Annotated in this window: 20 protein-coding genes; 8 read left to right on the forward strand and 12 right to left on the reverse strand. The window is 61.9% G+C overall.

The features are described from left to right. Position 1: 1 nt before the first annotated feature. Together ACFSAG_RS04255 and thrC are read right to left on the reverse strand one after the other, a co-directional pair. The gene (locus ACFSAG_RS04255; protein WP_381511667.1) at positions 2-904 is read right to left on the reverse strand and encodes a class I SAM-dependent methyltransferase; all 903 of its coding nucleotides are present in this window, start codon (positions 902-904) and stop codon (positions 2-4) included. Continuing rightward, positions 876-2270 carry a threonine synthase gene (gene thrC / locus ACFSAG_RS04260; protein ID WP_374612577.1) on the reverse strand — a complete coding sequence of 465 codons (1395 nt, stop codon included), beginning with the start codon at positions 2268-2270 and terminating at the stop codon, positions 876-878. The genes ACFSAG_RS04255 and thrC overlap by 29 nt, the downstream gene beginning before the upstream one ends. Positions 2271-2368: 98 nt before the next feature. On the opposite strand from thrC, the gene ACFSAG_RS04265 reads away from it, so the two are divergent. From ACFSAG_RS04265 to ACFSAG_RS04280, 4 genes are all read left to right on the forward strand, one after another. Then, on the forward strand, positions 2369-5044 hold the full coding sequence (locus ACFSAG_RS04265; RefSeq protein WP_374612227.1) for a valine--tRNA ligase: 2676 nt from the start codon (positions 2369-2371) through the stop codon (positions 5042-5044). Positions 5045-5143: 99 nt separating this feature from the next. Continuing rightward, positions 5144-6058, forward strand: a complete 915-nt coding sequence (locus ACFSAG_RS04270) for a sulfite exporter TauE/SafE family protein (protein WP_381511670.1) — start codon at positions 5144-5146, stop codon at positions 6056-6058. Then, a complete protein-coding gene (locus tag ACFSAG_RS04275; RefSeq protein WP_374612223.1) occupies positions 6055-6828 on the forward strand; it encodes a TIGR02186 family protein in 774 nt (257 codons plus the stop codon). Before ACFSAG_RS04270 ends, ACFSAG_RS04275 begins: the two co-directional genes overlap by 4 nt. 91 nt (positions 6829-6919) lie before the next feature. Next, positions 6920-8839, forward strand: a complete 1920-nt coding sequence (locus tag ACFSAG_RS04280) for an ATP-binding protein (protein ID WP_381511672.1) — start codon at positions 6920-6922, stop codon at positions 8837-8839. An 18-nt stretch (positions 8840-8857) separates the two neighbouring features. Here the strand turns inward: ACFSAG_RS04280 and ACFSAG_RS04285 are convergent, their stop codons facing one another. After that, positions 8858-9802: a right-handed parallel beta-helix repeat-containing protein gene (locus tag ACFSAG_RS04285; protein ID WP_381512043.1), complete on the reverse strand. Its 945-nt coding sequence runs from the start codon at positions 9800-9802 to the stop codon at positions 8858-8860. Between the two features lie 209 nt (positions 9803-10011). On the opposite strand from ACFSAG_RS04285, the gene ACFSAG_RS04290 reads away from it, so the two are divergent. Continuing rightward, the gene (locus ACFSAG_RS04290) at positions 10012-11223 is read left to right on the forward strand and encodes a cation:proton antiporter (RefSeq protein WP_381511674.1); all 1212 of its coding nucleotides are present in this window, start codon (positions 10012-10014) and stop codon (positions 11221-11223) included. An 11-nt stretch (positions 11224-11234) separates the two neighbouring features. Here ACFSAG_RS04290 and purH read toward each other — a convergent pair whose 3' ends face one another. The 6 genes from purH to htpX form a co-directional block, all read right to left on the reverse strand. Continuing rightward, a complete protein-coding gene (gene purH, locus ACFSAG_RS04295) occupies positions 11235-12824 on the reverse strand; it encodes a bifunctional phosphoribosylaminoimidazolecarboxamide formyltransferase/IMP cyclohydrolase (RefSeq protein ID WP_381511676.1) in 1590 nt (529 codons plus the stop codon). Between the two features lie 6 nt (positions 12825-12830). Then, the gene (locus ACFSAG_RS04300) at positions 12831-14555 is read right to left on the reverse strand and encodes a heparinase II/III family protein (protein WP_381511678.1); all 1725 of its coding nucleotides are present in this window, start codon (positions 14553-14555) and stop codon (positions 12831-12833) included. Next, on the reverse strand, positions 14555-15214 hold the full coding sequence (gene rpe, locus ACFSAG_RS04305; protein ID WP_381511680.1) for a ribulose-phosphate 3-epimerase: 660 nt from the start codon (positions 15212-15214) through the stop codon (positions 14555-14557). Before rpe ends, ACFSAG_RS04300 begins: the two co-directional genes overlap by 1 nt. Before the next feature lie 71 nt (positions 15215-15285). Then, positions 15286-15810 (reverse strand): GNAT family N-acetyltransferase, encoded by a 525-nt coding sequence (locus ACFSAG_RS04310; RefSeq protein WP_374612209.1) that lies wholly within the window; start codon positions 15808-15810, stop codon positions 15286-15288. Positions 15811-15819: 9 nt separating this feature from the next. Next, positions 15820-17094, reverse strand: a complete 1275-nt coding sequence (locus tag ACFSAG_RS04315) for an RsmB/NOP family class I SAM-dependent RNA methyltransferase (RefSeq protein WP_381511683.1) — start codon at positions 17092-17094, stop codon at positions 15820-15822. A 46-nt stretch (positions 17095-17140) separates the two neighbouring features. Further along, complete coding sequence (gene htpX, locus ACFSAG_RS04320; RefSeq protein WP_374612205.1) at positions 17141-18004, reverse strand: zinc metalloprotease HtpX; 864 nt, start codon at positions 18002-18004, stop codon at positions 17141-17143. A 68-nt stretch (positions 18005-18072) separates the two neighbouring features. Here htpX and ACFSAG_RS04325 point away from each other — a divergent pair, with 68 nt between their 5' ends. Both ACFSAG_RS04325 and ACFSAG_RS04330 read left to right on the forward strand, forming a co-directional pair. Continuing rightward, entirely contained in the window at positions 18073-18237 is a 165-nt protein-coding gene (locus tag ACFSAG_RS04325) for a DUF1674 domain-containing protein (RefSeq protein WP_298604642.1), read from the forward strand. 89 nt (positions 18238-18326) lie between these two features. Further along, positions 18327-20018 carry a class I adenylate-forming enzyme family protein gene (locus ACFSAG_RS04330; RefSeq protein ID WP_381511687.1) on the forward strand — a complete coding sequence of 564 codons (1692 nt, stop codon included), beginning with the start codon at positions 18327-18329 and terminating at the stop codon, positions 20016-20018. 10 nt (positions 20019-20028) lie between these two features. Here ACFSAG_RS04330 and ACFSAG_RS04335 read toward each other — a convergent pair whose 3' ends face one another. The 3 genes from ACFSAG_RS04335 to ACFSAG_RS04345 are packed head-to-tail and all read right to left on the reverse strand — an operon-like array spanning position 20029 to position 25572. After that, entirely contained in the window at positions 20029-23343 is a 3315-nt protein-coding gene (locus tag ACFSAG_RS04335; RefSeq protein ID WP_381511689.1) for an error-prone DNA polymerase, read from the reverse strand. Continuing rightward, positions 23340-24911, reverse strand: a complete 1572-nt coding sequence (locus ACFSAG_RS04340) for a Y-family DNA polymerase (RefSeq protein WP_381511691.1) — start codon at positions 24909-24911, stop codon at positions 23340-23342. The genes ACFSAG_RS04335 and ACFSAG_RS04340 overlap by 4 nt, the downstream gene beginning before the upstream one ends. Further along, complete coding sequence (locus tag ACFSAG_RS04345) at positions 24796-25572, reverse strand: ImuA family protein (RefSeq protein ID WP_381511693.1); 777 nt, start codon at positions 25570-25572, stop codon at positions 24796-24798. The genes ACFSAG_RS04340 and ACFSAG_RS04345 overlap by 116 nt, the downstream gene beginning before the upstream one ends. A 517-nt stretch (positions 25573-26089) precedes the next feature. Between ACFSAG_RS04345 and ACFSAG_RS04350 the strand changes: the two genes are divergently transcribed. Next, positions 26090-26278, forward strand: a complete 189-nt coding sequence (locus tag ACFSAG_RS04350; protein WP_381511695.1) for a DUF1289 domain-containing protein — start codon at positions 26090-26092, stop codon at positions 26276-26278. Positions 26279-26329 lie beyond the last annotated feature (51 nt).

Here is a 26329-nt window from a genome sequence, read left to right on the forward strand (position 1 = left end):
TTCAGTCCTGTTGCGACCATCTGGCGAAGATAGCCGTCGGTAATAATAGCCCACGCGCCTGTTCGCGAACAGCCAGTTCGCCAAATTCAACCTTGCCCGGCAGGTCGGCAAAATGCGCTTGCAGCAAATTGCCAAGCGCGATGGCCGACATGCGGACGGCATAGACGGTGAGGAAGAGGAAACGCGAATTGGCGTCGAGCAACTGGCGACAATTGGCGATCAAGCCGGGGAGATCTTCCTCCAGCCGCCACACCTCGCCATCGGGCCCGCGGCCATATTTGGGCGGATCGAGCAGGATGCCGTCATAGCGCCGTTCGCGCCGCACTTCGCGCGCGACAAATTTGGCCGCGTCATCGACGATCCAGCGAATGGGGCGATCCGACATGCCCGACAAGGCGGCGTTTTCGCGCGCCTGTGCCACCGATTTTTTCGAGGCATCAACATGCACCATTTGCGCGCCCGCCGCCGACAGCGCGAGTGTGCCGACCCCGGTATAGCCGAAAAGGTTCATGCAATTTGGTTCGGCAACGCCATCAATCTGCCCGCGCATCCAGCGCCACACGGGGTCCATGTCGGGAAAGAATCCGAGATGGCGGAAGGGAGTGCAGCTTGCCGTAAAACTGACCTCGTCATTCCATTTGAGCGGCCAGCCTTCGGCCGGAACCGGCTTGTCATAATACCAGCGCCCGCCGCCATCCTCGTCCGATCCGGGAACGAATTCGCCATCCGCTTTCCAGTCGGTGGTTGCCGGTTCCCACATCGCCTGTGGTTCAGGACGGATGAAACGGCGGTTGCCATAGGATTCGTGTTTGCGGCCATTGCCACTGTCGATCAGCGTGTAATCGGGCCTCGGCTCGCTAACGAGGGTGGTGAATTCAGGCGCGAGCGGCATGGCCCAGCACATGGTCGCGCACCGCGACATAATCCGAAGGCAGCACGATGAAGCGCTCCTCACGGTCAAACAGATTGCCGACCCGGGCAGGCAAGGAAGGGCGCACGCCGGTTGCACGTTCGACCGCATCGGGGAATTTCGCCGGATGGGCAGTCGCTAGCGTCACTACCGGTACATCGGCCGATATACCCGCATTGCGCGCGGCATGGATGGCGATGGCGGTATGCGGGTCGATTACCTCGGCGCATTTTTCATAGGCCCAACGCATCGCACCCGACATTTCGTTCGCATCGGCGCGCGCGCTTTGGAAAAGACCCGCCTTGCTCCGCATGGCATCGGTCAGGGCGGTTTTGCCATCCTGCTCGAATATCTTCATGCGCTCCGCAGTGGCGCTGCCATCACGGCCCTCAAGGTCAAAGAGCAGTCGTTCAAAATTGCTCGACACCTGGATGTCCATCGATGGCGCGGCAGTCGGTGTGACGCTGCCAACCGAATAGTCGCCCTTGGCGAGTGCGCGGTGGAGGATGTCGTTCACATTGGTCGCAACGATCAGCCGCTCGACAGGCAAACCCATTTGCGCAGCAACATAACCCGCAAAGACATCGCCAAAATTGCCGGTGGGCACCGAGAAAGCGACTTTGCGCTCGGGCGCGCCAAGCTGCAGCGCGGCCCAGAAATAATAGACAACCTGCGCCATCAGGCGCGCCCAGTTGATCGAATTGACTGCCGACAGGGTGATGGCGCTGGTCACTTCGCTATCGCCAAACATCCGCTTCACCATCGCCTGCGCATCGTCGAAGCTGCCCTCGATGGCGATGTTGTGGACATTGGGGGCGAGGACCGTCGTCATCTGCCGCCGCTGCACATCCGAAACGCGGCCGTGCGGGTGGAGCATGAATATCTCGATATTCTCGCGACCAGCCACCGCGTGGATCGCGGCCGAGCCGGTATCGCCCGAGGTCGCACCAACGATCGTCAGCGCCTTGTCACCGCCGCTCAGGAAGCGTTCGAACAAATGTCCGAGCAATTGGAGCGCGACATCCTTGAAAGCCAGCGTCGGGCCGTGGAACAGTTCAAGCAGCCATTGCTGGTTATCGAGCTGAGTTAGCGGGGTAACTGCGGCGTGCGAGAAACTGCCATAGGCGGCGGCGCACAGCTCACGCAGCTCGTCTTCGGAAAGGCTGCCTGCGGTAAAGGGTGCCATCACCTTTGCGGCGAGATCGACATAGGTCAGGCCGCGCATCGCCTTGATCTCGGCCTGCGTGAATGTGGGCCAAGCACGCGGGACATAGAGCCCGCCGTCGCTCGCGAGCCCCGCCAACGTCACCCCCGCAAAATCGAGGTTCGACGCATTTCCCCTGGTGCTGATATAGTGCATGACGCGCGCGGCGTTAGCGGGTGCAGCAATCTGGCGCAAGTGCGCGCGCGATTCCTAGGGGTTTTCCTTTGGTCAAAGCGCGGGTAAGGCGCGGGCCCATGACTATCGACAAGACTTTCGACCCGGCAACAATCGAATCCAAATGGTTTGAGCATTGGGAGAGCAGCGGTGCCTTCCGGCCAGAGCGCCGCGATGCGCAACCCTTTACCATCGTCAACCCGCCGCCGAATGTGACGGGCAGCCTGCATATCGGCCACGCGCTCGATAATACGTTGCAGGATATCCTGATCCGCCATGCCCGCTTGCAGGGCAAGGATGCGCTGTGGGTGGTCGGCATGGACCATGCCGGAATCGCAACACAGATGGTGGTCGAACGCCAGTTGGAAGAGCGGCAGGACAAGCGAACCAATTACAGCCGCGACGAATTTGTCGATATCGTCTGGAAGTGGAAGGCCGAAAGCGGCGGACAGATTACCCGCCAGCTGCGCCGCCTTGGCTGTTCGATGGACTGGGCGAATGAACAGTTCACCATGGACCCGCATTTCAACCGTGCGGTGCTCAAAGTCTTTGTCGATCTCTACAACCAGGGGCTGATTTATCGCGACAAGCGCCTCGTCAACTGGGACCCGAAACTGAAGACCGCGATTTCGGACCTTGAGGTCGAAACCCGCGAGACAAAGGGCGGCTTCTGGCGTTTTCGCTATCCCTTTGCCGATGGCACCGGCCATGTCGAAGTGGCAACCACCCGCCCCGAAACAATGCTGGCGGACATGGCAGTCGCTGTTCATCCGGACGACGAACGCTACAAATCCGCAATCGGCAAGGAAATCCTTCAGCCGATAACCGGCCGCCGTTTCAAGGTTGTGGCGGATGAACATGCCGACCCCGAACTGGGATCCGGCGTGGTGAAGATTACCCCGGGGCATGATTTCAACGACTTTGAGGTCGGCAAGCGCGCAGGGATTAAGCCGAGCGAAATGCTCAACATGTTCGACGCTGAAGCGCGCGTGGTTCAGACATCGGATGGCCTGATCCCTGAAAAATATCTGGGCCTAGACCGCTTTGTCGTGCGCGACATGATCGTCGCCGACATGAAGGAAGCCGGTTTCCTGATCCCGCATGTGACCAAGGATGCCGAGGGCGAAGCCATCGAGCATGATTTCGAACCGCGCACCATCCAGACGCCGTTTGGCGATCGCGGCGGCGTGGTGATCGAGCCTTGGCTGACCGACCAATGGTATGTCGATGCCGAAAAACTGGCGCAAGATCCGATCAAGGCGGTGCGAGATGGGCGGATAGAAATCGTCCCCAAAAGCTGGGAGAAGACCTTTTTCAACTGGATGGAGAATATCCAGCCCTGGTGCGTCAGCCGCCAGCTGTGGTGGGGCCACCGGATACCGGCCTGGTACGATGCCGATGGCAAGGTTTATGTCGCCGAAGACGAAGCTGCCGCACAGGCACTTGCAGGCGAAGGCGTTGCGCTGACGCAGGACAATGACGTCCTCGATACATGGTTCTCCTCTGCGCTCTGGCCGTTCGGCACGCTTGGCTGGCCCGACCAGACCGAAGCACTGGCGCGCCATTATCCCAATGACGTTCTGATTTCCGGCTTTGACATCCTGTTCTTCTGGGATGCGCGCATGGCGATGCAGGGCATGCACTTCATGAAAGAAGTACCGTGGAAGACGCTCTACCTGCACGGGTTGGTGCGCGCGGCGGACGGGCAGAAAATGTCCAAATCGAAGGGCAATGTCGTCGATCCGCTGATCCTGATGGACAAATATGGCGCCGATGCACTGCGTTTCTTCATGGCGGCAATGGAAAGCCAGGGCCGCGACGTGAAGATGGATGAACGCCGCGTCGAGGGATATCGCAATTTCGCGACCAAGCTTTGGAATGCCGCGCGATTCTGCCAGTCGAACGGCATCGGCGCGAGCCACAGTGTCGAAGCACCGCAGGCGACATTGGCGGTCAACAAATGGATCATCGGCGAAGTCGTCGAAACGCTGGCGAAGCTCAACAAGGCGTTTGAGGAATATCGATTCGACGGCATGGCCGATGCGATCTACCACTTCACCTGGGGCACATTCTGCGACTGGTATCTGGAGCTGATCAAGCCCGGCCAGGGTGGGCAGATCGATGAGGAAACCAAGGCGGTCGCGGGCTGGGTGATCGACCAGATCCTCGTCATGCTCCACCCCTTCATGCCCTTCATCACCGAAGAGCTGTGGCATGCAATGGGCGAGCGGCCCTATGACCTGATCGTCGCCAAATGGCCCGACCCCAAAGCGGACCTCGATCTCGCTGCAGGGGCAGAAATCAACTGGCTGATCCAGCTAGTGACCGAGGTACGCAGCGCCAAGAACGAGCTCGGCATTGCCCCGGGCGCGCGGCTCAATGCCTTTGTCCGAGATGCTTCGCCCGAAACGCTTGCGCGCATCGAACGCCAGACAGCCGCGATTGCGCGCCAAGCACGGCTCGACAGCATCGCCAATACAGATGCGCCGGCGGGCGGTGCGGTGCAGATTGTGGTCGAGGAAGCCACCTTCGTAATCCCGCTTGAAGGGATCATCGATCTCGACGCCGAACGCGCTCGCATCAGCAAAGCGATCGAAGCGGTGTCGAAAGAGGCCAAGTCGCTCGAAGGCCGCCTTTCGAACCCCGCCTTTGTCGAAAAGGCGAAGCCTGAGGCAGTCGAAAAGGCGCGTGCCGACCATGCCGAAAAGGCTGCCGAAGTCGAACGTTTGAGCGCGGCGTTGGCGCGGTTGGGATAAAGGCGGCAAGACGCCTTTATCACGCCGCAAAATCGGTTTAGGGTCTTGCCTGCGTCGCCATTCGTGCGGCGTTCAGGGGAAGGGATTTAGCGCGGCGCGATGGATATCTACCTGCCTATAGCCGGGCTGTCGGTAAACATCGTTGTGATCATCCTGCTCGGCGGGGCCGTGGGTATGCTGTCGGGCATGTTCGGCGTCGGCGGCGGGTTCCTGACCACGCCCTTGCTCATCTTTTACGGCATTCCGCCGACAGTTGCCGCGGCTTCCGCTTCGACACAGGTGACCGGCGCGAGCGTATCGGGCGTGTTCGCGCATATGCGGCGCGGCGGTGTCGATTTCCACATGGGTGCAGTGTTGGTGGTGGGCGGACTTTTGGGAACGCTGTTCGGCGCCGTGTTGTTCGAGCTGCTCGAAACATGGGGGCAGGCCGATACCGTCATCAATATTCTCTACACGCTACTTCTCGGGGGCATAGGCGGGCTGATGGCAAAGGATGCCTGGCAGAGCGTTTCGGCAAAACGCAGCGGCAAGCCTGTGGCCGCCAGCAAGCGGCGGCACCACCCGCTGGTTGCGAGCCTGCCCGGCCGTTGGCGTTTCTACCGTTCGGGGCTTTACATCTCCCCGCTTGCACCGCTGATCCTCGGTTTCCTGACCGGCATCTTGACGATGCTGCTGGGTGTCGGCGGCGGCTTCATCATGGTACCGGCGATGCTCTACATATTGGGCATGAGCGCGAATGTCGTTGTCGGTACGTCGCTGTTCCAGATCCTGTTCGTCACCATGTCTTCGACGATGGTGCACAGCCTGACGACGCGCGCGGTCGATATTGTGCTCGCCATTTTCCTGCTGATCGGCAGCGTCACCGGCGCACAGATTGGCGCGCGGTTGGCGCAACGGATGCGCCCCGATTATCTGCGCTTGCTGCTCGCGGCGATCGTGCTGATCGTCGCCTTGCGCATGGCGCTGGGCCTTGGCTGGCAGCCAGACGAAATCTACACGGTGCAGTTCCTGTGATCGCCCGTCTTCTCCTGATCCTGGCGTTGCTGCTGCCGCTTCCCGCAATGGCGCAGAGCGCGAGCGAGCCAAAGCTGGTTCCCGACGTCTCGCAGCGCAACATCAACATCCAGTCGCGCTTTACCGGGGCGGAGCTGCTGCTGTTCGGTGCAATCATCTATCCGCGCGGCGTCGCGCCGAGCGGGCAGATCGACGTTGCGGTCGTTCTGCGCGGGCCGACACGGCCGATCATCGTGCGCGAAAAGCAGAAGGTGGCGGGCATCTGGGTCAATGCCGACAGCATCGATTTCCGCTCTGCCCCGGCCTATTATGCCATTGCCTCGTCTCGCCCGATTGAGAAGATCGTCGATGCGCGAACTGCAGCCATCTACGAACTCGGCCTTAAAAGGCTGCAGCTTTCTCCAACGGGGGAGATTGAAACGCGCGAGGTGCGCCGTTTTACCAACGGATTAGTCGATCTCAACCAGCGTGACGGGCTTTTTGCCGAGGCGCCGGGTGAGGTCGATATCACCGACCAGGTGCTATATCGGGCGCGCCTGACGCTGCCATCGAGCGTTCCCGAAGGGAAATATATCGCCGAAACCCTGCTGATCCGCGACGGGCGGGTGATCATGGCGGATGACAGCGTGGTCGTTGAAATCAGCAAGACTGGCTTTGAACGCTTTGTTACCATCATGGCGCAGGATTATGGCCTGCTTTACGGGGCCTTTGCTGTGCTGATATCGCTATTCCTCGGTTGGTTCGCCGGCTATGTCTTCAACCGGCTATAAACGCAGCGGACAAGCCCGGTAATTCGGCGATTTTAGCCGAAAATTAACTCCGCTCCCCTATGTCTTGCCCTCGCAACAACAGGGTGATCAGATGACCGACAATTATGCAGGCCGCACATTCGGGCAGGGGCAACCGTTCGGCACGAGGGAAACGGCGACGGATTCAAGCACTGCCGCTGCTACACCCTATCAGCCGCCGATAAGGCCGGCAGCACCGCCGCCGAGCTATCAACCGCCGCAGCCGGCAGCCGAACCTGTCGCAACAGCGCAACCCGCCCCGGCACCAGCCGCGGCTCCTTTGGCCGCTCCGGCTCCGCAACCCGCGCCGCAGTCTTTCGCTTCGGCAGCGCGCACGCAGGCGGAACCGGTCGGCGTCCAACAGGCGCAGCGCAGCCATCAGGCTGCTGGCGGGGGATTACACAAAATCGGTACAGTGGTCGAAATCGCTGGATCGGGATCGCAGGTCAGCCTTGATGCGGCGTTGATCAACGCACTGGTCGAGCATCACGATCCGTCGATAGCAATGGCAGGCCAGGTCGGCAGCCAGATCAAGATCCGCGTCGGCAATGTCTGGCTGCTTGCCAACATCCGCACCCAGCGGCTCGACCTTACAGATACCAAAACCATCATCGCGCAGGTCGACTTCCTTGGCGAAGGCGATGAGGAACGCCTTACCGGCAAGATCTACAACTTCCGCCGCGGTGTTACTCGCTACCCCGTGCCGGGTTCGGAAGTGTTTGCGGTTTCGAGTACGGACCTCAAACAGGTTTACGCGGCTGATGGCCGCGCCAGCGTCAATATCGGCACCGTCTTTCCGACCCGCGACATTCGCGGCTCGCTCTATGTTGATGCGATGCTCGGCAAGCACTTTGCGCTGCTCGGATCGACCGGTACCGGTAAATCGACTAGCGCCGCGCTGATCCTGCATAAGATTTGCGACATGGCCCCTGAAGGCCATATCGTGATGATCGACCCGCACGGCGAGTATAGCGCCGCCTTCAAGGGCAACGGCGCGCTCTACGACGTCAACAACCTCGCCATGCCCTATTGGCTGATGAATTTTGCCGAACATTGCGAAGTCTTTGTCACTTCCTCGGGCGATGAGCGCCAAGCCGATTGCGACATTTTGGCCAAGTGCCTGTTGCAGGCGCGATCGAAGAACCGGCTTGCCGAAAGCATCGGTAAGCTGACCGTCGATGCCCCGATCCCCTATTTGCTGTCGGACCTGACCACGATCATCCAGAACGAGATGGGCAAGCTCGACAAGGCGACCAACACTGCACCTTTCATGCGGTTGAAGGGTAAGATCGAAGAGCTCAAGGCCGACCCGCGCTATAGCTTCATGTTCTCGGGCATGCTCGTCGGCGATACGATGTCGGACTTCCTCGGCAAGATTTTCCGCCTGCCAAGCAACGGCAAACCGATCTCGATCATCGACGTTTCCGGCGTGCCTTCGGATATTACCTCCACCGTGGTTGCAGTGCTGTCGCGCCTCGTCTTCGACTATGCGATCTGGTCACGCAACGAACCGCAGCGCCCGATCCTGCTCGTCTGCGAGGAAGCGCACCGTTACATCCCATCGGATCGCGTCGCTGGCGATAGCGCAGTGCGCACCATCCTAGAACGTATCGCCAAGGAAGGCCGTAAGTATGGTGTTTCGCTTGGCCTGATCACGCAGCGCCCGTCTGACCTTGCAGAGGGCGTGCTCTCACAATGCGGCACGATCATCTCGATGCGCCTCAACAACGACCGCGACCAAGCCTATGTGCGCGCGGCGATGCCTGAGGGTGCGCGTGGCTTTCTCGATTCGATTCCGGCGCTGCGCAACCGCGAATGCATCATCTGCGGTGAGGGCGTTTCCATCCCCATCCGCGTCGCGCTCGACACGCTTGAGGAAGAAAAGCGTCCGGCTTCGGAAGATCCGCTCTTCTCGGTATTGTGGCAGGAAACCGGCGGCGAGGAAGAATTGCTCGAACGCGTTGTCCGCCGCTGGCGCGCCCAAGGGCGATAACTGCAAAGGCGGTAAGGCTTACCGCTTCTCGAACGGTTTCAGCCCGCGACCCAGCCGGTTCGCGCCAAGCACGATTGCATCGCCCGACCAATCGGCAAGGAAAACGGTGTTGCGATCAACATCGGTGCCCAGGCTTGCATCATTGCCGCTGATCGCGAGTCCGGCGCTGCTACGCGCGCGGCCTTCGGCGGCGATGGCGATGAAGGCGCTGTAATTTTCCTTGTCCTTGCCCTGAACAAAGACATTGCCGCTGATCATGCCAGTGGCGCCGCCGGGCAAGTCGATCATGTAATTGGTTGCCTGCCCGCGTGTATCATCAAACGCATTGTTCTGGATGATCGCGCGTGCGGCGCGGCTTTTGACATAATGCCCGCCATTGCCGCGTTCGAACCGGCTGCGGGTCACCGTCAACGAAGCGAAATCGCCGATATAGATGCTGTGCGCACAGGCCAGACCGCGGTCGCAGCGCCCCAGTTCGGTGAAGGTCGTCTGGTCGATGACGATTTCGCCTGCCGGATCCTGCGCAGTCAAAATCCCCTGCTCGCTGTTGCGGAACACCGAACGGGTCACGGCAAGATTGCCTTTTTCGAGCCTTATCCCTGCTCCATTGCCGTCGGGCACGGCCATGTTCTGGAAGATCAGCCCGTCAACCGCCGCCGAGCGGCCGCGCAGCACCAGCGCTGCCTTGCCCTCGCAAATGCCGCCGTCAAAGATCGATCGGCCCGGAACTTCTGCCTTGAACGAGATGTGCCCCGCGGATTGCACCACGCATTCGCGATAGACGCCCGGGGCGATCATGATCGTGCCCTGCGCATCCCCGATTGCAGCAACCGCATCGGCGAGGCGTGCGAAGCTGTCCCCCGTTTCGACGACCTGAAAGGGTGCCATACCGGTTTGTGCCGGAGCTGAAACAGACAGCAGCGCCGCGATTGCGGGGACGATGAGGAGCGAGGATCGATTCATGGTCATGCTTTCAACTGGTCATGCCCGATTTGCCCATCCAAAGCGATTCCCGCCAGTCGGTTAACCACAGTCGGCGCGGGCTGTCCGGTTCAGGGACATTGCTATGTATGGCACCAAACTGCCAAGACAGTTTGCAGACGCATTGCTCGCTGCTAATTGCAGCTAAACATCCGTTCGGCAGCAGACCGAAAAGCAGGGGGGAGCCCAAAATGCACGCTGTTACCACCACCGAATTGTTTCTGGTGGCGATGCTGATCATCTTCACTCTACCCTATCTGTTTTGGCGGTTGTTGAAGACCGATTATTTTGCACCGCTGGTGGTTGTTCAGATTGTCGGCGGCGTGCTGCTCGGGCCCGGTGTGCTGGGCGCGGCCTATCCCGAATATTACGCCTCGGTATTCAAGCCTGAGGTCATCTCCGCGCTCAATGGTGTTGCCTGGTGGGCGGTGATGATGTTTGTCTGGGTTGCCGGTATCGAACTCGACCTGCACGAAGCATGGAAGCGGCGACGCGAGAGCGGAATAACAGCAGGCTTTGCGTTGCTGGTTCCCCTGCTGTTCGGTTGTGCTGCCGCCGTCGTACTGATCAATTGGAGCCCCGACTGGGCAGGGGACAAAGGCGCACCCTGGCAAATGATCCTCGGCATCGGGATGGCCTGCGCGGTCACTGCTCTGCCAATCCTCGTATTGCTCCTCGAAAAGCTCGAAATACTGCGTTTGCCGATCGGGCAGCGCATCCTGCGCTACGCAAGTCTCGATGACATTGCGATTTGGGGCGTGCTTGCGCTGATCCTGCTCGATTGGGCGCGTATCGAGCGGCAGGGGACGTTCCTTGCGCTGTTTGCATTCGCATCCTGGGGCATGCGCGCGTTGATGCAGCGCATTCCTGAACGCGATCGATGGTATGTCGGGCTGGTCTGGCTCGCGTTGGTCGGATTGGGCGCGGATTGGTGCGGCCTCCATTATATGGTCGGCGCCTTCCTTGCGGGCGCGGTGCTCGATGCCAAATGGTTCGGCCATCAGGCCATGGACAACTTCCGCAACACCATTCTGCTCACGGTGATGCCGGTCTTCTTCCTCTCCACAGGGCTTCGTACCCAGTGGGATCTGGGCGGAGTTGCCGTCTTTGGTGCGGCGGGGCTGCTGCTGTTCGCATCGGTTTCGGGCAAACTGATCGGCATCCGCATCGCCGGAAGCATCCTCAAATGGGAAAAGGGCGAGGCCTCTATCATCGGCTGGCTGTTGCAGACCAAGGCGTTGATCGAAATCATCTTCGCCAGCGTGCTGCTGGATAAAGGCATCATTTCGAACGAGACCTTCACCGCACTGTTGCTGATGGCGGTTGCGTCGACGATGCTGACCATCCCGGTGGTCACGCCCAAGCTGAAGGCCCTGTCCGCGCTTTTGAAAAAAGGCGGCTAGGGCCTCTTCGCTCAGTGCCGGAAATGGCGCATTCCGGTGAAGACCATCGCGAGGCCCGCCTCATCGGCGGCGGCGATGACTTCATCATCGCGCATCGAACCGCCCGGCTGGATCACCGCCGTCGCCCCTGCCTCTACTGCCGCGAGTAACCCGTCGGCAAAGGGGAAGAAGGCATCAGAAGCCACCGCTGAACCAACGGTGCGGGGCGCATCCCAACCATAGGTTTCCGCTGCCTCGCGCGCCTTGATCGCCGCAATGCGTGCACTGTCGCGCCGGTTCATCTGGCCGGCGCCAATACCTGCGGTTGCACCATCCTTGGCATAGACGATGGCGTTCGATTTGACATGCTTGGCAACCGTCCAGGCAAAGCGGCAGTCGGCCAATTCCTGGGCAGTGGGTGCGCGTTTCGTCACCACCTTGAAGTCACTATCAGGCACAAAACCATTGTCGCGCGATTGCACCAGCAGCCCGCCGGTAATCGGCTTTACCATCAGCCCGCCACGCTTGGGATCGGGCAGATCGCCGGTCAGCAGCAGGCGGAGGTTCTTCTTCTTCGCGAACACCGCCTTTGCCGCATCATCGGCTGCGGGTGCTGCCACCACCTCGGTGAAGATTTCGGTGATCGCTTCTGCCGTCGCGCCATCGAGCGGACGGTTGACCGCGACGATCCCTCCAAAAGCAGAAACACTGTCGCATTCGAGTGCCGAGCGATAGGCCTCGATCAGCGTATCGCCAGTGGCCACACCGCACGGATTTGCATGCTTGACGATGACGACCGTCGGCGGGCCATCGCGAAACTCGCTGACCAGTTCGAGCGCGGCATCGGCATCATTATAGTTGTTGTAGCTTAGCTCCTTGCCCTGGATCTGCTCCGCCTGCGCAATACCGCTGCTGTGCGGGCCAATCGGCAAGTACAGCGCGGCGCGCTGGTGCGGGTTCTCGCCATAGCGAAGCTCTTCGGCGCGGTTGCCGTTGATGGCGAGCATATCGGGGAACAATTGCCCCTGGTCGGCAAAGGCAAACCATTGGCTGATCATGCTGTCATAGGCGGCGGTCGCCGAATAGGCCTTGGCAGCGCATTTGCGGCGGAAATCATAGCTGGTCTTGCCGCCCGATTCCTCAAGCTCGGCAATCAAATCGTCATAATCGGCCGGATCGGTGACAATGGTGACATAGGCGTGGTTCTTTGCCGCGCTGCGCACCATGGACGGGCCGCCAATGTCGATATTCTCGATGATCTCGTCACGGCTCGCACCCTTGGCGACGGTCTGGGCAAAGGGGTAGAGGTTGACGACGACAAGGTCGATCACACCGATGCCATGTTCCTTCATCGAAGCGGCATGTTCAGCGTTGTCGCGCACGGCGAGAAGCCCGCCATGCACCTTAGGGTGTAGCGTCTTGACGCGGCCATCCATCATTTCGGGAAATCCCGTGAGGTCGCTGATGTCTTTCACCTGCAGCCCGGCATCGCGCAGCGTCTTTGCCGTGCCGCCGGTCGAGACGAGTTCGACATCGCGTTTCGCCAGTGCATGGCCCAGTTCGACAAGTCCACTCTTGTCCGACACCGAAAGCAGTGCCCGCTTGATCTTCACATCACTCATGTAAATTTATCCCAGAAATTTTAGCGCCCAGCCAATGGTGATTCCGCCCTTGGGCGCGTTGACGCCGATGACGAGTTGGCGGGTGGGGTGCGGCCGGCCATTTTCATCCACCCATAAGCTTTCATCGACCTCGATCGTGCCGAGCGCGGTCAGGAAGGTCCAGTTGCTGCCATCTTCCATCCGCATCATCACGCTGCGCTTGTCTTCGGCGAGCAGCAGTTCGATGTCGGGGCCGAGGTGGAAGCGCAGATGCGCGGGAACTTCCTCTCGCCCCTTATATTTCGCATGCGGTAGAAGCGTGTCCTCGCCGCGCAATTCCATTCCGTCCGATCGCAGGATCAGGACGCGGTTGTGAATGAAGCCATAGGCACGGGCATAGCCATCATGATTGGCCTCGATCCGCGTCGCCTTTTCAATGTCGCGCCGCTCCAGTTCGACATCGACGACACCCGCACCCAATTGGCCCTTGGCCAAAAGCGCGGTCGAATTGCTGTCATCAAGGCACAAAGTTGAATGCGCCGCCGTGGTGCGCAAGCCGCGCGCCAATGCCGCCGGGATGCTTGCCCCGGCAAGTCCCGCCCCGCCACAATTGATGATGATGCGCTGTTTGCCAAAGCTGAATTCAAAGGCGAGCGTCGACGCACAGCCGACCAAAGCCTGTTTCGCGTGCGGTGGCGGACCGGCATCAACGAGAAGCACCGCCTGCCCGGCACTGACGCGCTGGTAACCCCAATCAAGCGCCTGGCGAAGCGGGCGTGCGCGCACGCCGCTCGCCTCGACAAGCGCTTCGATCTTTTGAGGGCCGATATGGCCGCAGCCCTGCCATGCACCGAGCCCGCCATCCGAATGGGTGAGGCCGAGCAAAGCCGGAATGTTGCGGCCCAGCGTATCGGTGAGGAATTCGGGAACCAGTTCCTGCCGGGCGATATAGCATTGGCGCAACATCGAGAGCAGCGCGATCAGTTCCATCAACTGCTGCGGTGCGCGCGACAGCACGCCGCCGTCGGGGAACACCAGCTCGGCCAGTGCCAGTTCAAGGCTATGCTCGCCCATCGCGCGGCGCGCCTTGCCTTCCGGCAGAAGCAGCGAGGCTGCAACGACGCCCGTCCATCCGCACACCTTGTCGAATGGTTTGGTCGCGCGGATCGCCGACTGGTCTAGGTGGCGCGCGGTGCGGGCGAAATGGTTGAGTATCTTGGATCGATAAATGAGGTCGGAGCTGGTCAGCAGATAGGGCGCGGCGCTAGCCATGTTGAGGAAGCGCCAGGCACTGTTATCGATGCGCCAAGCCGGGATACGCGGCCGATCGCCATTGGCCGCCAGCCATTTTTCGGCAATCGACGAAGCAAGCGGAGCGCCCTCGCCGCGATTGACCGCAACCGCGAGGTCGCGCAGCCAATCGAAACGGTGGATATATTCGACAAATGCAGGGGGCAGCGCCAGTTTCTCATAATCAATGGCATCGATCGACTGCTCCATGCCCTGGAACAAGAACTTGCCGATGCGGATGGCGGTGCCGCGCGCCTCATCCCCCGGAAGCGGGTTTGTCGGTGCAGCGAGCAGCTTCATCGGCAATTTGCCGGTGATGCGCATCTTGTGCAAAGGCGTGCGCCAGCTCAACTGATAGAGCATCAGCGAAACGCGGGCGGCAAGATTTTCAAGGCGGCCCGTCGGACGCACCACAAGCGCATTTGCGCCTGTTTTTTCGTCCGGGCGATCCGCTTCGGCCATTACCCCCTCAGGGCTGCAATATTGGCGGCGTAAGCGCTTGGGCCACCTTTGAAAGTCGCCGTCCCGGCAACCAACGTATCGGCACCAGCTGAAATGGCGAGCGGCGCGGTTTCAACCGTGATCCCGCCATCGACTTCGAGGCGGATATCCTTGCCGGTCTTTTCGATCATCTTGCGGATCGCCTCGATCTTGCGGAGCTGGCTCGAAATGAAGCTCTGCCCGCCAAAGCCGGGGTTGACGCTCATCACCAGCACGAGGTCGATATCCTCGATCAGGTAATCGAGCATCTTGGCCGGGGTGTGCGGGTTGAGGACGATGCCGGCCTGCTTGCCGAGCGACTTTATCAATTGCACCGTGCGGTGCGGGTGCGGCCCGGCTTCGGGATGGAAGGAAATGATGTCCGCGCCTGCGTCGGCAAAATCCTTCACATATTGATCGACCGGCGAAATCATCAAATGGACGTCGAAGGGTTTGGCGCTGTGCGGGCGAAGCGCCTTCACCACAGCCGGCCCGATGGTGATATTGGGGACGAAATGCCCGTCCATCACATCGACATGGATCCAGTCGCATCCCGCCTCGTCAATCGCGCGAACCTCCTCACCCAGGCGGGCGAAATCGGCGGATAGGATCGAAGGGGCGATACGGACGGGAGCGCTCATGGCTGGCGCTTAGCGATACTGGGCCAAAGGGGCAAGGCAGCCGCCCCTTCATGCACAGCTAATCCACTGATTTATCCACCGCGTTGTCGCGAAAACAGCCCAAGCGGTCCGGTTGTGCCTTCGGTCGTTTCGATCAGGCGGAATCCAAGCTTCTCCCCGACGCGCATCGAGGCGAGATTGTTGATGTCGATGATGCAGCGGATTTCCGGATCAGGAAGTGCTTTATCGGCCCATCCAAGGATCGCCGTCATCGCCTCGGTGGCATAGCCCTTGCTCCATGCGTGATGTGCAAATGCCCAGCCTGCTTCGGGATAGCCTTCCAGCCCGGCGATCCCGCGCTCCATCCGCGCGAGACCGCCATTGCCGAGGAACTGCCCATTCGACCGGTCACAAAAGGCCAGATAGCCATAGCCAAACAAAGACCAGAACCCGGCGCCCTGGACGAACTTGATCCAGCTTTCCTGCCGGGTCCGCGGTTCGGGGCTGATGAATTGGGTCATCTGCGGATCCGCCCATGCAGCCGCATAAGCCTCCCAATGCTTCATCGCGAGCGGTTCGATGATCAGGCGTTCGGTCGTCAGGGTCGGCGGCGTCATGGCCGAAAGCTAGTCCTTGCGTTGCAGGCAGGCAATGAAGAAGCCGTCGAGCCCGCCCTTATCCGCCAGCATTCCGGGAAGCGTGCGGACATAGCCGTCCTTTGGAGAAATGCCTTCGGGCAGCAATTTGGGATCAATCGCCGCCTTGGTGAATTCGCCATACCGCGACAGGAAGGCGTCGGCCTGCTGCTCCCCTTCCTCAGGTTCGAGTGAGCAGGTCGCATAGATCAAGACACCGCCGGGTTTGACCATCTCCGCCGCCTTGTCGAGCATGGCCGCCTGCAGCTCGACCAACTCTGCAATCTGCTTGGGACCGATCCGGTGGAGCACATCGGGATGACGGCGGAAGGTTCCTGTCGCGCTGCATGGTGCATCGAGCAGGACGGCATCAAATGGTGCTTCAGGCTGCCAGTTCAGCACGTCGTTGTTGCTGCTTTTCGCTGTGAGGCCGGTGCGTTCCAGATTGGCCGACAGCCGCTCCATCCGCTTGGACGACTTGTCGAGCGCGGTGACATCCCAACCCTGGCTGGCGAGTTGCATCGTCTTGCCACCCGGGGCCGCACATAGGTCTGCGACCGAGCGGCCATTGCCCTGCCCCAGCAGCCGCGCCGGAAGGCTCGCGGCCAGATCCTGCACCCACCAGTCGCCGTCAGCAAAACCGGGGAGCATTTCAATTGCGGAGCCGCGCGACAGGCGCACATGGCCGGGCGTAAGGCTGATGCCCTCCAACTCCTCGGTCCATTTTGTGGTTTGCGCCGGATCCGCCAAAGTCAGGTCGAGCGGCGGGGGTTCGGCGAGCGCGGTGCGCGCGGCTTCGACCACCTCAGCGCCCCATGCGGCCGTCCAGCGATCGGCGACAGGGTGCGTCAGGCTAGGCGCGTCAGCCAGCTTGGGCTGCAGCCGCCAGAGTGAACCAAGCACGCCATGCACCAGCCGCCTCGGCCCCTTGTCGAGCAAGGGCAGCGCAGTCGCGATGGCGGCATGCGGCGGCGTTCCCAATCGCAGCATCTGTGCGAGCGCCATGCGCAGCACCATGCGCGCTTTGGCATCTTCCGCCAGTGGCAGCCGCGTCTGGCTGTCGATCAGAAGGTCGAGATCGGGAAGCCAGCGCAGAACTTCCTGCGCAATCGCAATCGCATGCGCACGATCAGAAGGTTCGAGCCCCTTCGCCATAGCGCTTGCGGCCTGGTCGAGCGGCTGCCCGGTGCGCAAGCAGGCGTCGAGCATGCGCAGCGCGGTGCGGCGGGCGGCAAGGCCGGTGGCGGTGGTTGGGCGGGTGTTCATTGCCCGGCCTTAGTCGTCTGGCCGGGCAACGACAATCGGCTTCTGCTTAGCTGCGGCTCAACGGATCAAGCGCGCTGCGACGCGGGGCCGAACCCATTTGCTCTGCAATCGCCTGAAGCTCGGCAATTCGGTTTTCGGTCGCGGGGTGGGTCGAAAACATCTCGGATACATGCGTTGGCACGATATAGAGCTGTGCTGCCGAAGGGTTGCGCTCGCTCACCGGATTGGGGATCGCCTGCGCAGCGCCCGATATCTTGGCTAGCGCCGAAGCCAGTGCGAGCGGCTTGCCCGATATCTCTGCACCTGTCCGGTCTGCGCCATATTCGCGCGTGCGGCTGATCGCCAATTGCACAATCATCGCGGCAAAGGGGGCGATGAGCACCGCAAGCAATGTCGCCAGCCCGTTGCGATCATTGTCGCGGAAGAAGAGCCCGAAATTGGCGAGCATCGAAAGCGCACCCGCGATGGTCGCAACCATCGTCATGATCAGCGTGTCGCGGTTTTTCACATGCGCCAGTTCGTGCGCCATCACGCCTTCGACTTCGTCGCGGCTGAGCATCGAGAGCAATCCGGTTGTCGCCGCCACCGCTGCATTCTCCGGATTGCGCCCGGTGGCGAAGGCATTGGGGTGCGGGCTGTCGATGATGTAGACGCGCGGCATCGGCATATTGGCCCGGCGGGCAAGGTTCGCGACCATGCCATGGAAACTGGGCTCGCTCGCCGCATCCACCTCGCGCGCATTGTGCATTTTGAGGACGATCTTGTCGGCATTCCAATAGGTGAACAGGTTCATCCCTGCCGCGACCAGCAGCGAGATCACGGCTCCACCCGACCCGCCGAGCGTATAGCCGAGCGCCATGAACAATGCGGTCAGCGCCGCCAGCAACATCGTCGTCTTGAGCATATTCATCTTGATATCCTCCGTACGAGGCCCAATGTGGGAGGCATAAGACCCGCTTTCAAGAATGGAGCCCCGTCATGGGCAAGCGCCCACCGCATGTGAAACCGCCGGCCTATTTGTCGAAAAGCCCGCCCGTGCCTGAGCCTAAGGCGGTCGAGCACAAACCGCTGCCCGATGAGGAGCGGCCAGACCCGGTGCGCTATGGCGATTGGGAATTGAAGGGCATTGCCGTCGATTTTTAGCACGGCGCATTAATCACGCGATTAAATCGGGGCTTGCGCTTGGCGCTTTCCCCTTTATGCCTCTTCCCGAAGAGAATGTGAGGAGAGGCATGTACTATAGCGAATTGCGCCAGGTGCGCGACGAACTGACCGGCCCGGGTGGTCCCTTCGAGATCGTAAAGGCGGAGATTTTCGACAATCACATCAACACCTATAAAAATGCGCCGCCAAGCGTGCGCGAGGTGTGGCTGTCGACGGCGGTTTTTGCCGAGCGCCCCTACCTGATCTACCAGGACGAGCGGATCACCTATGCCGAGGCGCATGCGCAGGTAAATGCCATCGCCGCATGGATGGCGGCCCAAGGGGTAAAGCCCGGTGATCGCGTCGCAATCGCGATGCGCAACTATCCGGAATGGATGCTGATTTACTGGGCCTGCGTCGCCAGCGGCGTCACTGCGGTTGGCATGAACGCATGGTGGACGTCCGAAGAAATGGCCTATGCGCTCAATGACTCGACGCCCAAAATCCTGTTCATCGATGCCGAGCGCCTTGCGCGCTTCCGCGAGAAGCCCGAACTTGCAGGAACGGTACAGTTGGTGGGCGTGCGCCTTGACGAATCGCCGGCCGACATCACGCCTTGGTCCGAAGTCATTGCCCATGGCGGATCGATGCCCGATGTGACGGTCGACCCCGAATCGGATGCGTGCATTTTCTACACCTCAGGCACCACCGGCTTTCCCAAGGGTGCACAGCTGACCCATCGAGGTTGCGTCGCGAACCTTTTCAACATGCTTTATGCTGCCGCCTCTTCGGCATTGGCGGTCGAGCGGGCGACGGGGGTTGCACCCCCGGCCACACCGCCAATCCCGGTAACGCTGGTCACCACGCCGCTTTTCCACGTAACCGCGAACAACTGCGCCGCCTATGGCGCGACCGCCGCAGGCGGCGCCTTGGTGCTGATGTATCGCTGGGATGCAGGCGAAGCGCTCAAGATCATCGAGCGCGAGCGGGTGACAGGCATGAGCGGCGTGCCAATCATGGCGCGCGAGCTTATCACCCACCCCGATTTCCCCAACACCGATACCTCCAGCCTGCTGGCACTATCGGGCGGCGGGGCGCAGGTGCCGCCCGACCAGGTTTTGAAGATCGACGAGGCGGTCGAAACCGCGCGCCCGACGACGGGCTATGGCATGACCGAAACCTGCGGCATCATCACCTCGCTCGGCGGCGATTTCTATGTCGACCGGCCCGACAGCGCGGGCCCCGCCATGCCCGTCTACGAGGCCAAATGCGTCGATGATGACGGTAATGAGGTGCCACTAGGCCAGACCGGCGAATTGTGGGTGCGCGGCGCGGCCGTGATCAAGGGCTATATCAATCGCCCCGATGCGACTGCCGAATCGATTACCGATGGCTGGCTGCACACCGGTGACATTGCGCGGATGGATGAAGACGGCTTCATCTACATCGTCGATCGCAAGAAGGACATGGTGCTGCGCGGCGGTGAGAATGTCTATTGCGTCGAGGTTGAGGCGGCGATCTATCGCCACCCTGCGGTCGCCGAATGCAGCGTCTTTGGTGTTCCCGATGACCGTCTGGGTGAAGAGGTTGCCGCAGCCGTGTTCCTGAAGGCAGGCGAAACGCTCGACGCCGATGCGCTGCGCGAGGAAATGGCGAAGCACATCGCCAAGCACAAGCTGCCGCGTTTCGTCTGGTTCGTTGACCAGCCGCTGCCGCGCAATGCGAGCGGGAAGTTCCTGCGCCGCGAACTTCGGGATACATTTGCCACCCAAATGGCCTGAGCGCCGCCGCCTAGTGAAAGTCGCGCGACTTGGGCAATATCCGCACATTGCGCGGATGCCCGGCGCTGCGCCCCGGTGCACGTGGAGATGATGCGCGGGGCGTTTGCGGACGAGCCACCTCGTCCGCGCGTGCCAGTTGTGGATCGGCGCGGTGACTTTCGGAGAGATAGTCGAGCCGCTCAGTGCAGTCGATGATGCGGCTTGCCATCAGGTGGACCACGCCCTCGTTGCTGCGCTGGATTTCCCCCTCGATCCGCATCAGCCGCGACGCCATGACTGCACGCCGCTGCTTCTCCATGTCGCGCGCCCAGAGCAGTGCGTTGACCACGCCAGTCTCGTCCTCGATCGTGATGAACACGGCATTGCCCTTGCCCGGCCGCTGGCGGATGAGGACGATGCCCGCGCACGCCACCCGTCGACCATCGGGCGCGGCATTGGTATCGGCGCAGCTCAGCACGCCTTCGCGGGTGAAACGTTCGCGCAGGAACTGCATCGGATGCGCCTTTAGCGACAGCCGCAGCATCTGGTAATCGGCGACCACCTCCTCCGACAGCGGCATTATGGGCAACTGCGCATCGGGTTCCGCCCCCAGTTCCGCCGCATCGGCAAAGGCAAAGAGCGGCAGCTGGTCGGATGGCGTCCGCCGCGCCTCCCACAACGCATCGCGCCGCCCCTTGCCCAATGAGCCAAAGGCATCGGCATCTGCCAGCTTGCGCAAGGCGGCAGGGGGTAGTGCAGCACGGCGGGCCAGATCCTCGATCGAGGCAAAGGGGCCGGATGCACGCGCAGTTTCGATGGCCTCTCCCCATGTCTGGCGGAAACCATCGATCTGGCGAAAGCCGAGGCGCAGGACCAGTTTTTCGCCTGCCGTCCACTCCACGCCATTATCCCAGCCGCTCGCACCCACATCGACCCCGCGCACCTCGACGCCATGTTCCTGTGCATCGCGCACCAGTTGCGCGGGGGCATAAAAGCCCATCGGTTGCGAGTTCAAAAGCGCGCAGGTGAACACCGCCGGATGGTGGCATTTGAGCCAGCTCGACACATAGGCCAGCCAGCCAAAGGCCTGCGCATGGCTTTCGGGGAAGCCATATTCGCCAAAGCCCTTGATCTGGCCAAAGCAGCGTTCGGCAAAGTCGCGGGTGTAGCCGCGCGCGACCATGCCATCGACCAGCATCTCCTCATAACGGTGCATCGTGCCCACATTGCGAAAGGTCGCCATCGCCCGCCTGAGGCCATCGGCCTGTGCCGGGGTGAAATTGGCGGCGACAATGGCAAGCTTCATCGCCTGTTCCTGGAACAGCGGCACACCCAGCGTCTTTTCGAGGACGTCTCGCAGCTCATCGGGATCGTGCGGCGGCGCGGGCGAGGGATAGTCGACCGCTTCCTCCTTGTTCCGGCGGCGCAGATAGGGATGCACCATCCCGCCCTGGATCGGCCCCGGCCGCACGATCGCCACCTGGATGACAAGGTCGTAAAGGCAGGCGGGCTTCATCCGCGGCAACATGTTGATCTGCGCACGGCTTTCGACCTGGAATGTCCCGATGCTGTCGCCCTTTTGCAGCATGCGGTAAACCTCGGGGCATTCGGTGGGGATGGTCGCGAGATTGTAATCACCGAGGCCATTGGCGCGCATCAGGTCAAAGCTTTTCCGGATGCAGGTCAGCATCCCGAGCGCGAGCACATCGACCTTCATCAGCCCGAGCGCGTCGATATCATCCTTGTCCCATTCGATGAAGGTGCGGTCGGGCATCGCCGCATTATGGATCGGCACCAGCTCATCCAGCCGCCCTTCGGTGAGCACAAAGCCGCCGACATGTTGCGACAAATGCCGGGGGAATTCGAGCAGTTGGTCGACCAGATTTTTCAATCGCGCAATTTCCGGATTGGCGGGATCGAACCCCGCCTCGGTCACCCGCGCCTCAGGCACATCACCACCCCAGCTTCCCCAGATGGTGCTCGCAAGCCGCGCCGTCACATCCTCGGTCAGCCCCAGCGCCTTCCCCACCTCGCGGATCGTGCTGCGCGGGCGGTAGTGGATCACCGTCGCTGCGATCCCGGCGCGCTCGCGGCCATAACGCTGGTAGATATATTGCATCACCTCCTCGCGCCGCTCATGTTCGAAATCGACATCGATATCGGGCGGCTCGTTGCGCTCTTCGGAGAGGAAGCGCGTGAAGAGCAGCTTGTTCGCGACCGGATCGACAGGCGTGATGCCAAGCAGGTAGCAGACCACCGAATTGGCCGCGCTCCCCCGCCCCTGGCACAGGATAGGCGGATCGAGGCTCCGCGCATGGCGGACAATATCGTGCACGGTGAGGAAGTAATAGGCATAGCCCTTGGCCCGGATAAGACTGAATTCCCCATCGATGGTCTTGCGCCAGATGGCGGGCACGCCTTCGGGAAAGCGCGCCTTCGCAGCCTCCATCACCATATGCTCGAGCCAAGCCTGCGGCTCCCACCCCCTCGGCACCGGCTCGTGCGGATATTCATATTTGAGGTCGTCGAGCGTGAAGGCGATGCGCGACAGCAGGTCCTGCGTCGCCGCAATCGCTTGCGGGTAGTGGCGGAACAAGCGCGCCATTTCCTCCGGCGGTTTCAGGTGCCGCTCGGCATTGGCAAGAAGCCGCCTGCCGGCGCTCTGGATGGTCGTGCCTTCGCGGATGCAAGTGACGATATCGTGGAGCGCGCGCGCCTCGGGCGTCGCATAAAGCGCATCGTTGGTAGCAATCAGCGGGATACGGGTGGTGGCGCTTAACTCTGCTAGTTCAGCCAGTTTCCTGGCGTCGGTCCCGCCGCGTGGCATCGTTGCACCGATACAAAGATGGGGTGTTTTTGCCTTTAGCTGCCGCAGGCACTCTTCTTCGTGTCTTTGCGTCTTTGCGTGAGAATTTTGATCGGATTCACGCAAAGACGCGAAGGCGCGAAGCGGGAGTGCGATGAATGCGATCTCATCCGCATATTCCAGCAAGTCCTCAAAATATAAAATGCAATCGCCCTTCACCGCGCGCCGGTTGCCAAGCGTGAGCAGCCGGGTGAGCCGCCCCCAGCCAAGGCGGGTCATCGGATAGGCGACCATATCCGGCGTATCATCGGCTAAGACCAACCGCGCCCCGACGACCAGCCGGAAATCGGGCATCTGCGCACGTACATCGCGCCAGGCGACGTGCGCGCGGACGACGCCGGCGACGCTATTCCGGTCCGCAATGCCGATGCCATTCATCCCCAGCAGCGCCGCGCGCCACACCATGTCGGCAGGGTGCGATGCCCCGCGCAGGAAGCTGTAATTGGTCGCGGCGACCAACTCGGCGAACGGGGCGCTCATGCGAACAGGCCGTGCAGATACCATTTGGGCTGCGTCTTTTCCTCATACAGGCCGTGGCGGAAAATCCAGTAGCGGCGGCCGCGCGCATCCTCGACGCGGTAATAGTCGCGGGTGAGGCCTCCCTTCCCGCTCTGCTCGCCTCCCTTTTTCTTCCACCATTCGCTCGCGATCCGCTCGGGCCCTTCATAGAGCCGCACCTCGTGCAATTTGCGTTTCCAGCGGAAACGATGCGGCGGCCCGTCGGGAACCTCCGCCAGCACCTCGACTGGTTGCGGCGGGTCGAAGAGGAAGAGCGGACGCAGCGGCGGCTCACCCACGCGCGGGGCGGGCCAGCGCATGGGCGCCGGGCAGTGGATGGCGGGCAGTGCGAGCTGCGCCTGCTCCGGAATATGGCTGTCATTGGGCACCAGCCGCCGGATGCTGCCGGGGCCAAGCCGCGTGCTCAGCCGATCAACCAGTTCGGCGAGGCGGCCACCGGCCTTCTCCGCCCCGTCAAGCGCAGCTTGGGTCGCGCCGAGCGGCTCCGCCAGCGGGATATGCAGCGCCAGCCGGTCATAGCCGAAACCCGGGTCGAGCGGGTCAGCAAGGGAGGCGATCCGTTCATCGAACAGCCGCAGCACCAGCGCGGCATCGCGCGTCGGCGCACCGGTTTCGATTTCGAGCCGCCGCTTCGCGCCATCGCTGCGATCGAGCGTCAGGCGAAAACGCCGCCCGCCCAGCCCGCGTTCCTCGAGCATCTGCGCGCCCTCTGCCAGCAATTCGACAAAGGCCGCCGCCACCGCGCGCTCATGCGCGACCGGTTCGGCAAAGCGGCGCTCAAAGCGCAAGGGGGCCTGGTGGCGCAGCGGCGTGCCGGGGCAATGCTCTTCGCCCAACAGCCGTTCAAGCGCGCGCACCGCCTCGATCCCGAACCGGGCCGCGAGCGCCGCGCCGGGGCGCGCCGCCACCGCGCCGACGCTTTTCAGCCCCGCGCGCGCCAGCCCCAGTGTCGCTTCTTCATCAAGCCCGAGGGCTGCCACCGGCAAGCCGCGAATGGCCTTGCCTTCGTCCACCACCGGAAGCCGCGCATGGCGGGCAAGCGCCAGTGCCGCCTCTGCCGTGCCGCTACAGGCAAGGCGCGCCGTCATCCCGTTTTGTTCGACATGCCCCGCGACCGCCTCGACAAGCGCCGCCTCACCGCCAAAAAGATGCTCGCACCCCGTGATGTCGATGGTGATGGCATCGGGAAGGCAAGGCACGACATGCGGCGAGAAGCGGGTGCACGAACGCGCAAGCAGATCGAGCCAGTGCCGATCCGCCACCACATCAGCCTCGACCGCGATCAGGCCGGGGACGCGCACCCGCGCATCGGCAAGCGCCATTCCCGGTGCCAGTCCAAGCCTTTGCGCAGCCGCATCCACCGCCGCCAGCCGCAGCGCATTTTTCTGCTTGGCGACAAAAGCCAGCCCCGCGTCAGGCGGCGCGCTGGCCGAAACGCACCGGTCCGGCTCCTGCTGCCGCAGGCGATCCGCGGCGAGGTACGGAAACCAGATCGCCAGATGCCGCTTCGGTGAAGATGCGTCGGTCACGGTTCCACTCCAACTGCCAGCTGAGGCCCGATGGCCCCGAACGCTGGCGCAACAATTCGATCGCGAAAACCGGCGCTCCCGGGGCGTTGGCGGGAAGCGCATGCGAAGGCGCCGCCGCCACCCGCCAGCGCGTTTCGGCGGCACTCGGCACCGGCTCCGCCCCGCTGCGCAACAGGAAGAGCGTCGTCCCCGATTTCTCGGCCGCCAGCGCGAGGCGTCGGCTCGCGGTCAGATCCAACTCGGGCAGGTTCCCCTGCGTTTCGACGACGACCGCGCCCAAGGCCCCGCTGCGCAGGCCATCGACGGCGGCCTTAAGCAGCTCCTTCGCATCGGCAATCATGGCAAAGAGGCAGTCTTCGGGACGGCCGCCGAGCTCCGCCCAGCCATTGGCCTGCACCACGCCCGCCTGCCGCACTGCCCGGCGCGAACGCAGCCAGAGCGCGGAGCAACCATCCGCCCCTCCCGCCATCGCCGTCAGCAGAGCCAGCGCAAAACCCGCCGCCGCCGGGGCATCCGCCCCTTCCCCGGCATAAAATTCATGTACCCGCCCATAAGCCAGCCCGCCCGCCAGCGCCGCATCGAGCGAGGCCACCCCGCTCGCCCAGCGCCGCATGCCCTGCGCCGCGCGCGCGCGCACAGGCTGCGCACCAACCCGCAACAAGCCATCACCCCCAGGGAGGGAGGAAAGAGAATCGCCGACTCGCATTTGTTCTTATTATGTTCTGTTTTGAAGCAGGGTCAAGCAGAGGCGAGCATGGCTGGCGAGGCAGGGGAGCCGAAACAGAAAACAAAGAACCCGGCGCCATCGAAACAGCGCCGGGTCTAGAGCCAGTTAATGCGACCCGAAGAAGAACCTTCGAGACGAAAATCTTACCACCAAGCGGGGCAATGCCATTGCGCGTTAACAACCAGAATGGCTACATTTGCCGCCAACTGGTGCCATAGGGGATGGAATGTGCCAGCGACCAGGCACCCCCCCCTCATCCCGCCCAATAAAGCACCAAACCGCACCGGGAAAAGCGACTTTCAGCGTAAAAATATAAGCTGCCCCGCAAACCGCGCCGCAATGGGCCGATGCCACGCTCCAATCGCATTCGACGTGTCAAAGTGAGTGTCGCTGCAGGTGATTTTGCCTTACATGGGCCGAAAATTTACAAGTCGCCGGAACACGCAACAACATGACCAATGCTCGCCAACCAGACGATCCAGTAGCATCCCCCTGCATAGGCGTCTGCCATATTGATCAGGCGACTGGATGGTGCGCGGGATGCGGCAGGTCTATTCAAGAAATAGCCGATTGGGGGGCCATGCCGGAAACTGAAAAAGTGAAAGTCATTGCCGCCCTGGCCGAGCGCCGGGCCCGGTGAATTGCGAGCACGGCCGCCGCAAGCCCGCAGCGCACAGAATGTCTCGGGTGC

This window comes from Sphingorhabdus buctiana (genome assembly GCF_042680825.1).
Classification (GTDB): Bacteria; Pseudomonadota; Alphaproteobacteria; order Sphingomonadales; family Sphingomonadaceae; genus Sphingorhabdus_B; species Sphingorhabdus_B buctiana.

Coding starts and splice junctions, on each gene's coding strand:
- ACFSAG_RS04255 (WP_381511667.1), bottom strand. CDS start 904: ATGTGCTGGGCCATGCCGCTCGCGCCTGAATTCACCACCCTCGTTAGC.
- thrC (WP_374612577.1), bottom strand. CDS start 2,270: ATGCACTATATCAGCACCAGGGGAAATGCGTCGAACCTCGATTTTGCG.
- ACFSAG_RS04265 (WP_374612227.1), top strand. CDS start 2,369: ATGACTATCGACAAGACTTTCGACCCGGCAACAATCGAATCCAAATGG.
- ACFSAG_RS04270 (WP_381511670.1), top strand. CDS start 5,144: ATGGATATCTACCTGCCTATAGCCGGGCTGTCGGTAAACATCGTTGTG.
- ACFSAG_RS04280 (WP_381511672.1), top strand. CDS start 6,920: ATGACCGACAATTATGCAGGCCGCACATTCGGGCAGGGGCAACCGTTC.
- ACFSAG_RS04285 (WP_381512043.1), bottom strand. CDS start 9,802: ATGAATCGATCCTCGCTCCTCATCGTCCCCGCAATCGCGGCGCTGCTG.
- ACFSAG_RS04290 (WP_381511674.1), top strand. CDS start 10,012: ATGCACGCTGTTACCACCACCGAATTGTTTCTGGTGGCGATGCTGATC.
- purH (WP_381511676.1), bottom strand. CDS start 12,824: ATGAGTGATGTGAAGATCAAGCGGGCACTGCTTTCGGTGTCGGACAAG.
- ACFSAG_RS04300 (WP_381511678.1), bottom strand. CDS start 14,555: ATGGCCGAAGCGGATCGCCCGGACGAAAAAACAGGCGCAAATGCGCTT.
- rpe (WP_381511680.1), bottom strand. CDS start 15,214: ATGAGCGCTCCCGTCCGTATCGCCCCTTCGATCCTATCCGCCGATTTC.
- ACFSAG_RS04310 (WP_374612209.1), bottom strand. CDS start 15,810: ATGACGCCGCCGACCCTGACGACCGAACGCCTGATCATCGAACCGCTC.
- ACFSAG_RS04315 (WP_381511683.1), bottom strand. CDS start 17,094: ATGAACACCCGCCCAACCACCGCCACCGGCCTTGCCGCCCGCCGCACC.
- htpX (WP_374612205.1), bottom strand. CDS start 18,004: ATGAATATGCTCAAGACGACGATGTTGCTGGCGGCGCTGACCGCATTG.
- ACFSAG_RS04325 (WP_298604642.1), top strand. CDS start 18,073: ATGGGCAAGCGCCCACCGCATGTGAAACCGCCGGCCTATTTGTCGAAA.
- ACFSAG_RS04330 (WP_381511687.1), top strand. CDS start 18,327: ATGTACTATAGCGAATTGCGCCAGGTGCGCGACGAACTGACCGGCCCG.
- ACFSAG_RS04335 (WP_381511689.1), bottom strand. CDS start 23,343: ATGAGCGCCCCGTTCGCCGAGTTGGTCGCCGCGACCAATTACAGCTTC.
- ACFSAG_RS04350 (WP_381511695.1), top strand. CDS start 26,090: ATGACCAATGCTCGCCAACCAGACGATCCAGTAGCATCCCCCTGCATA.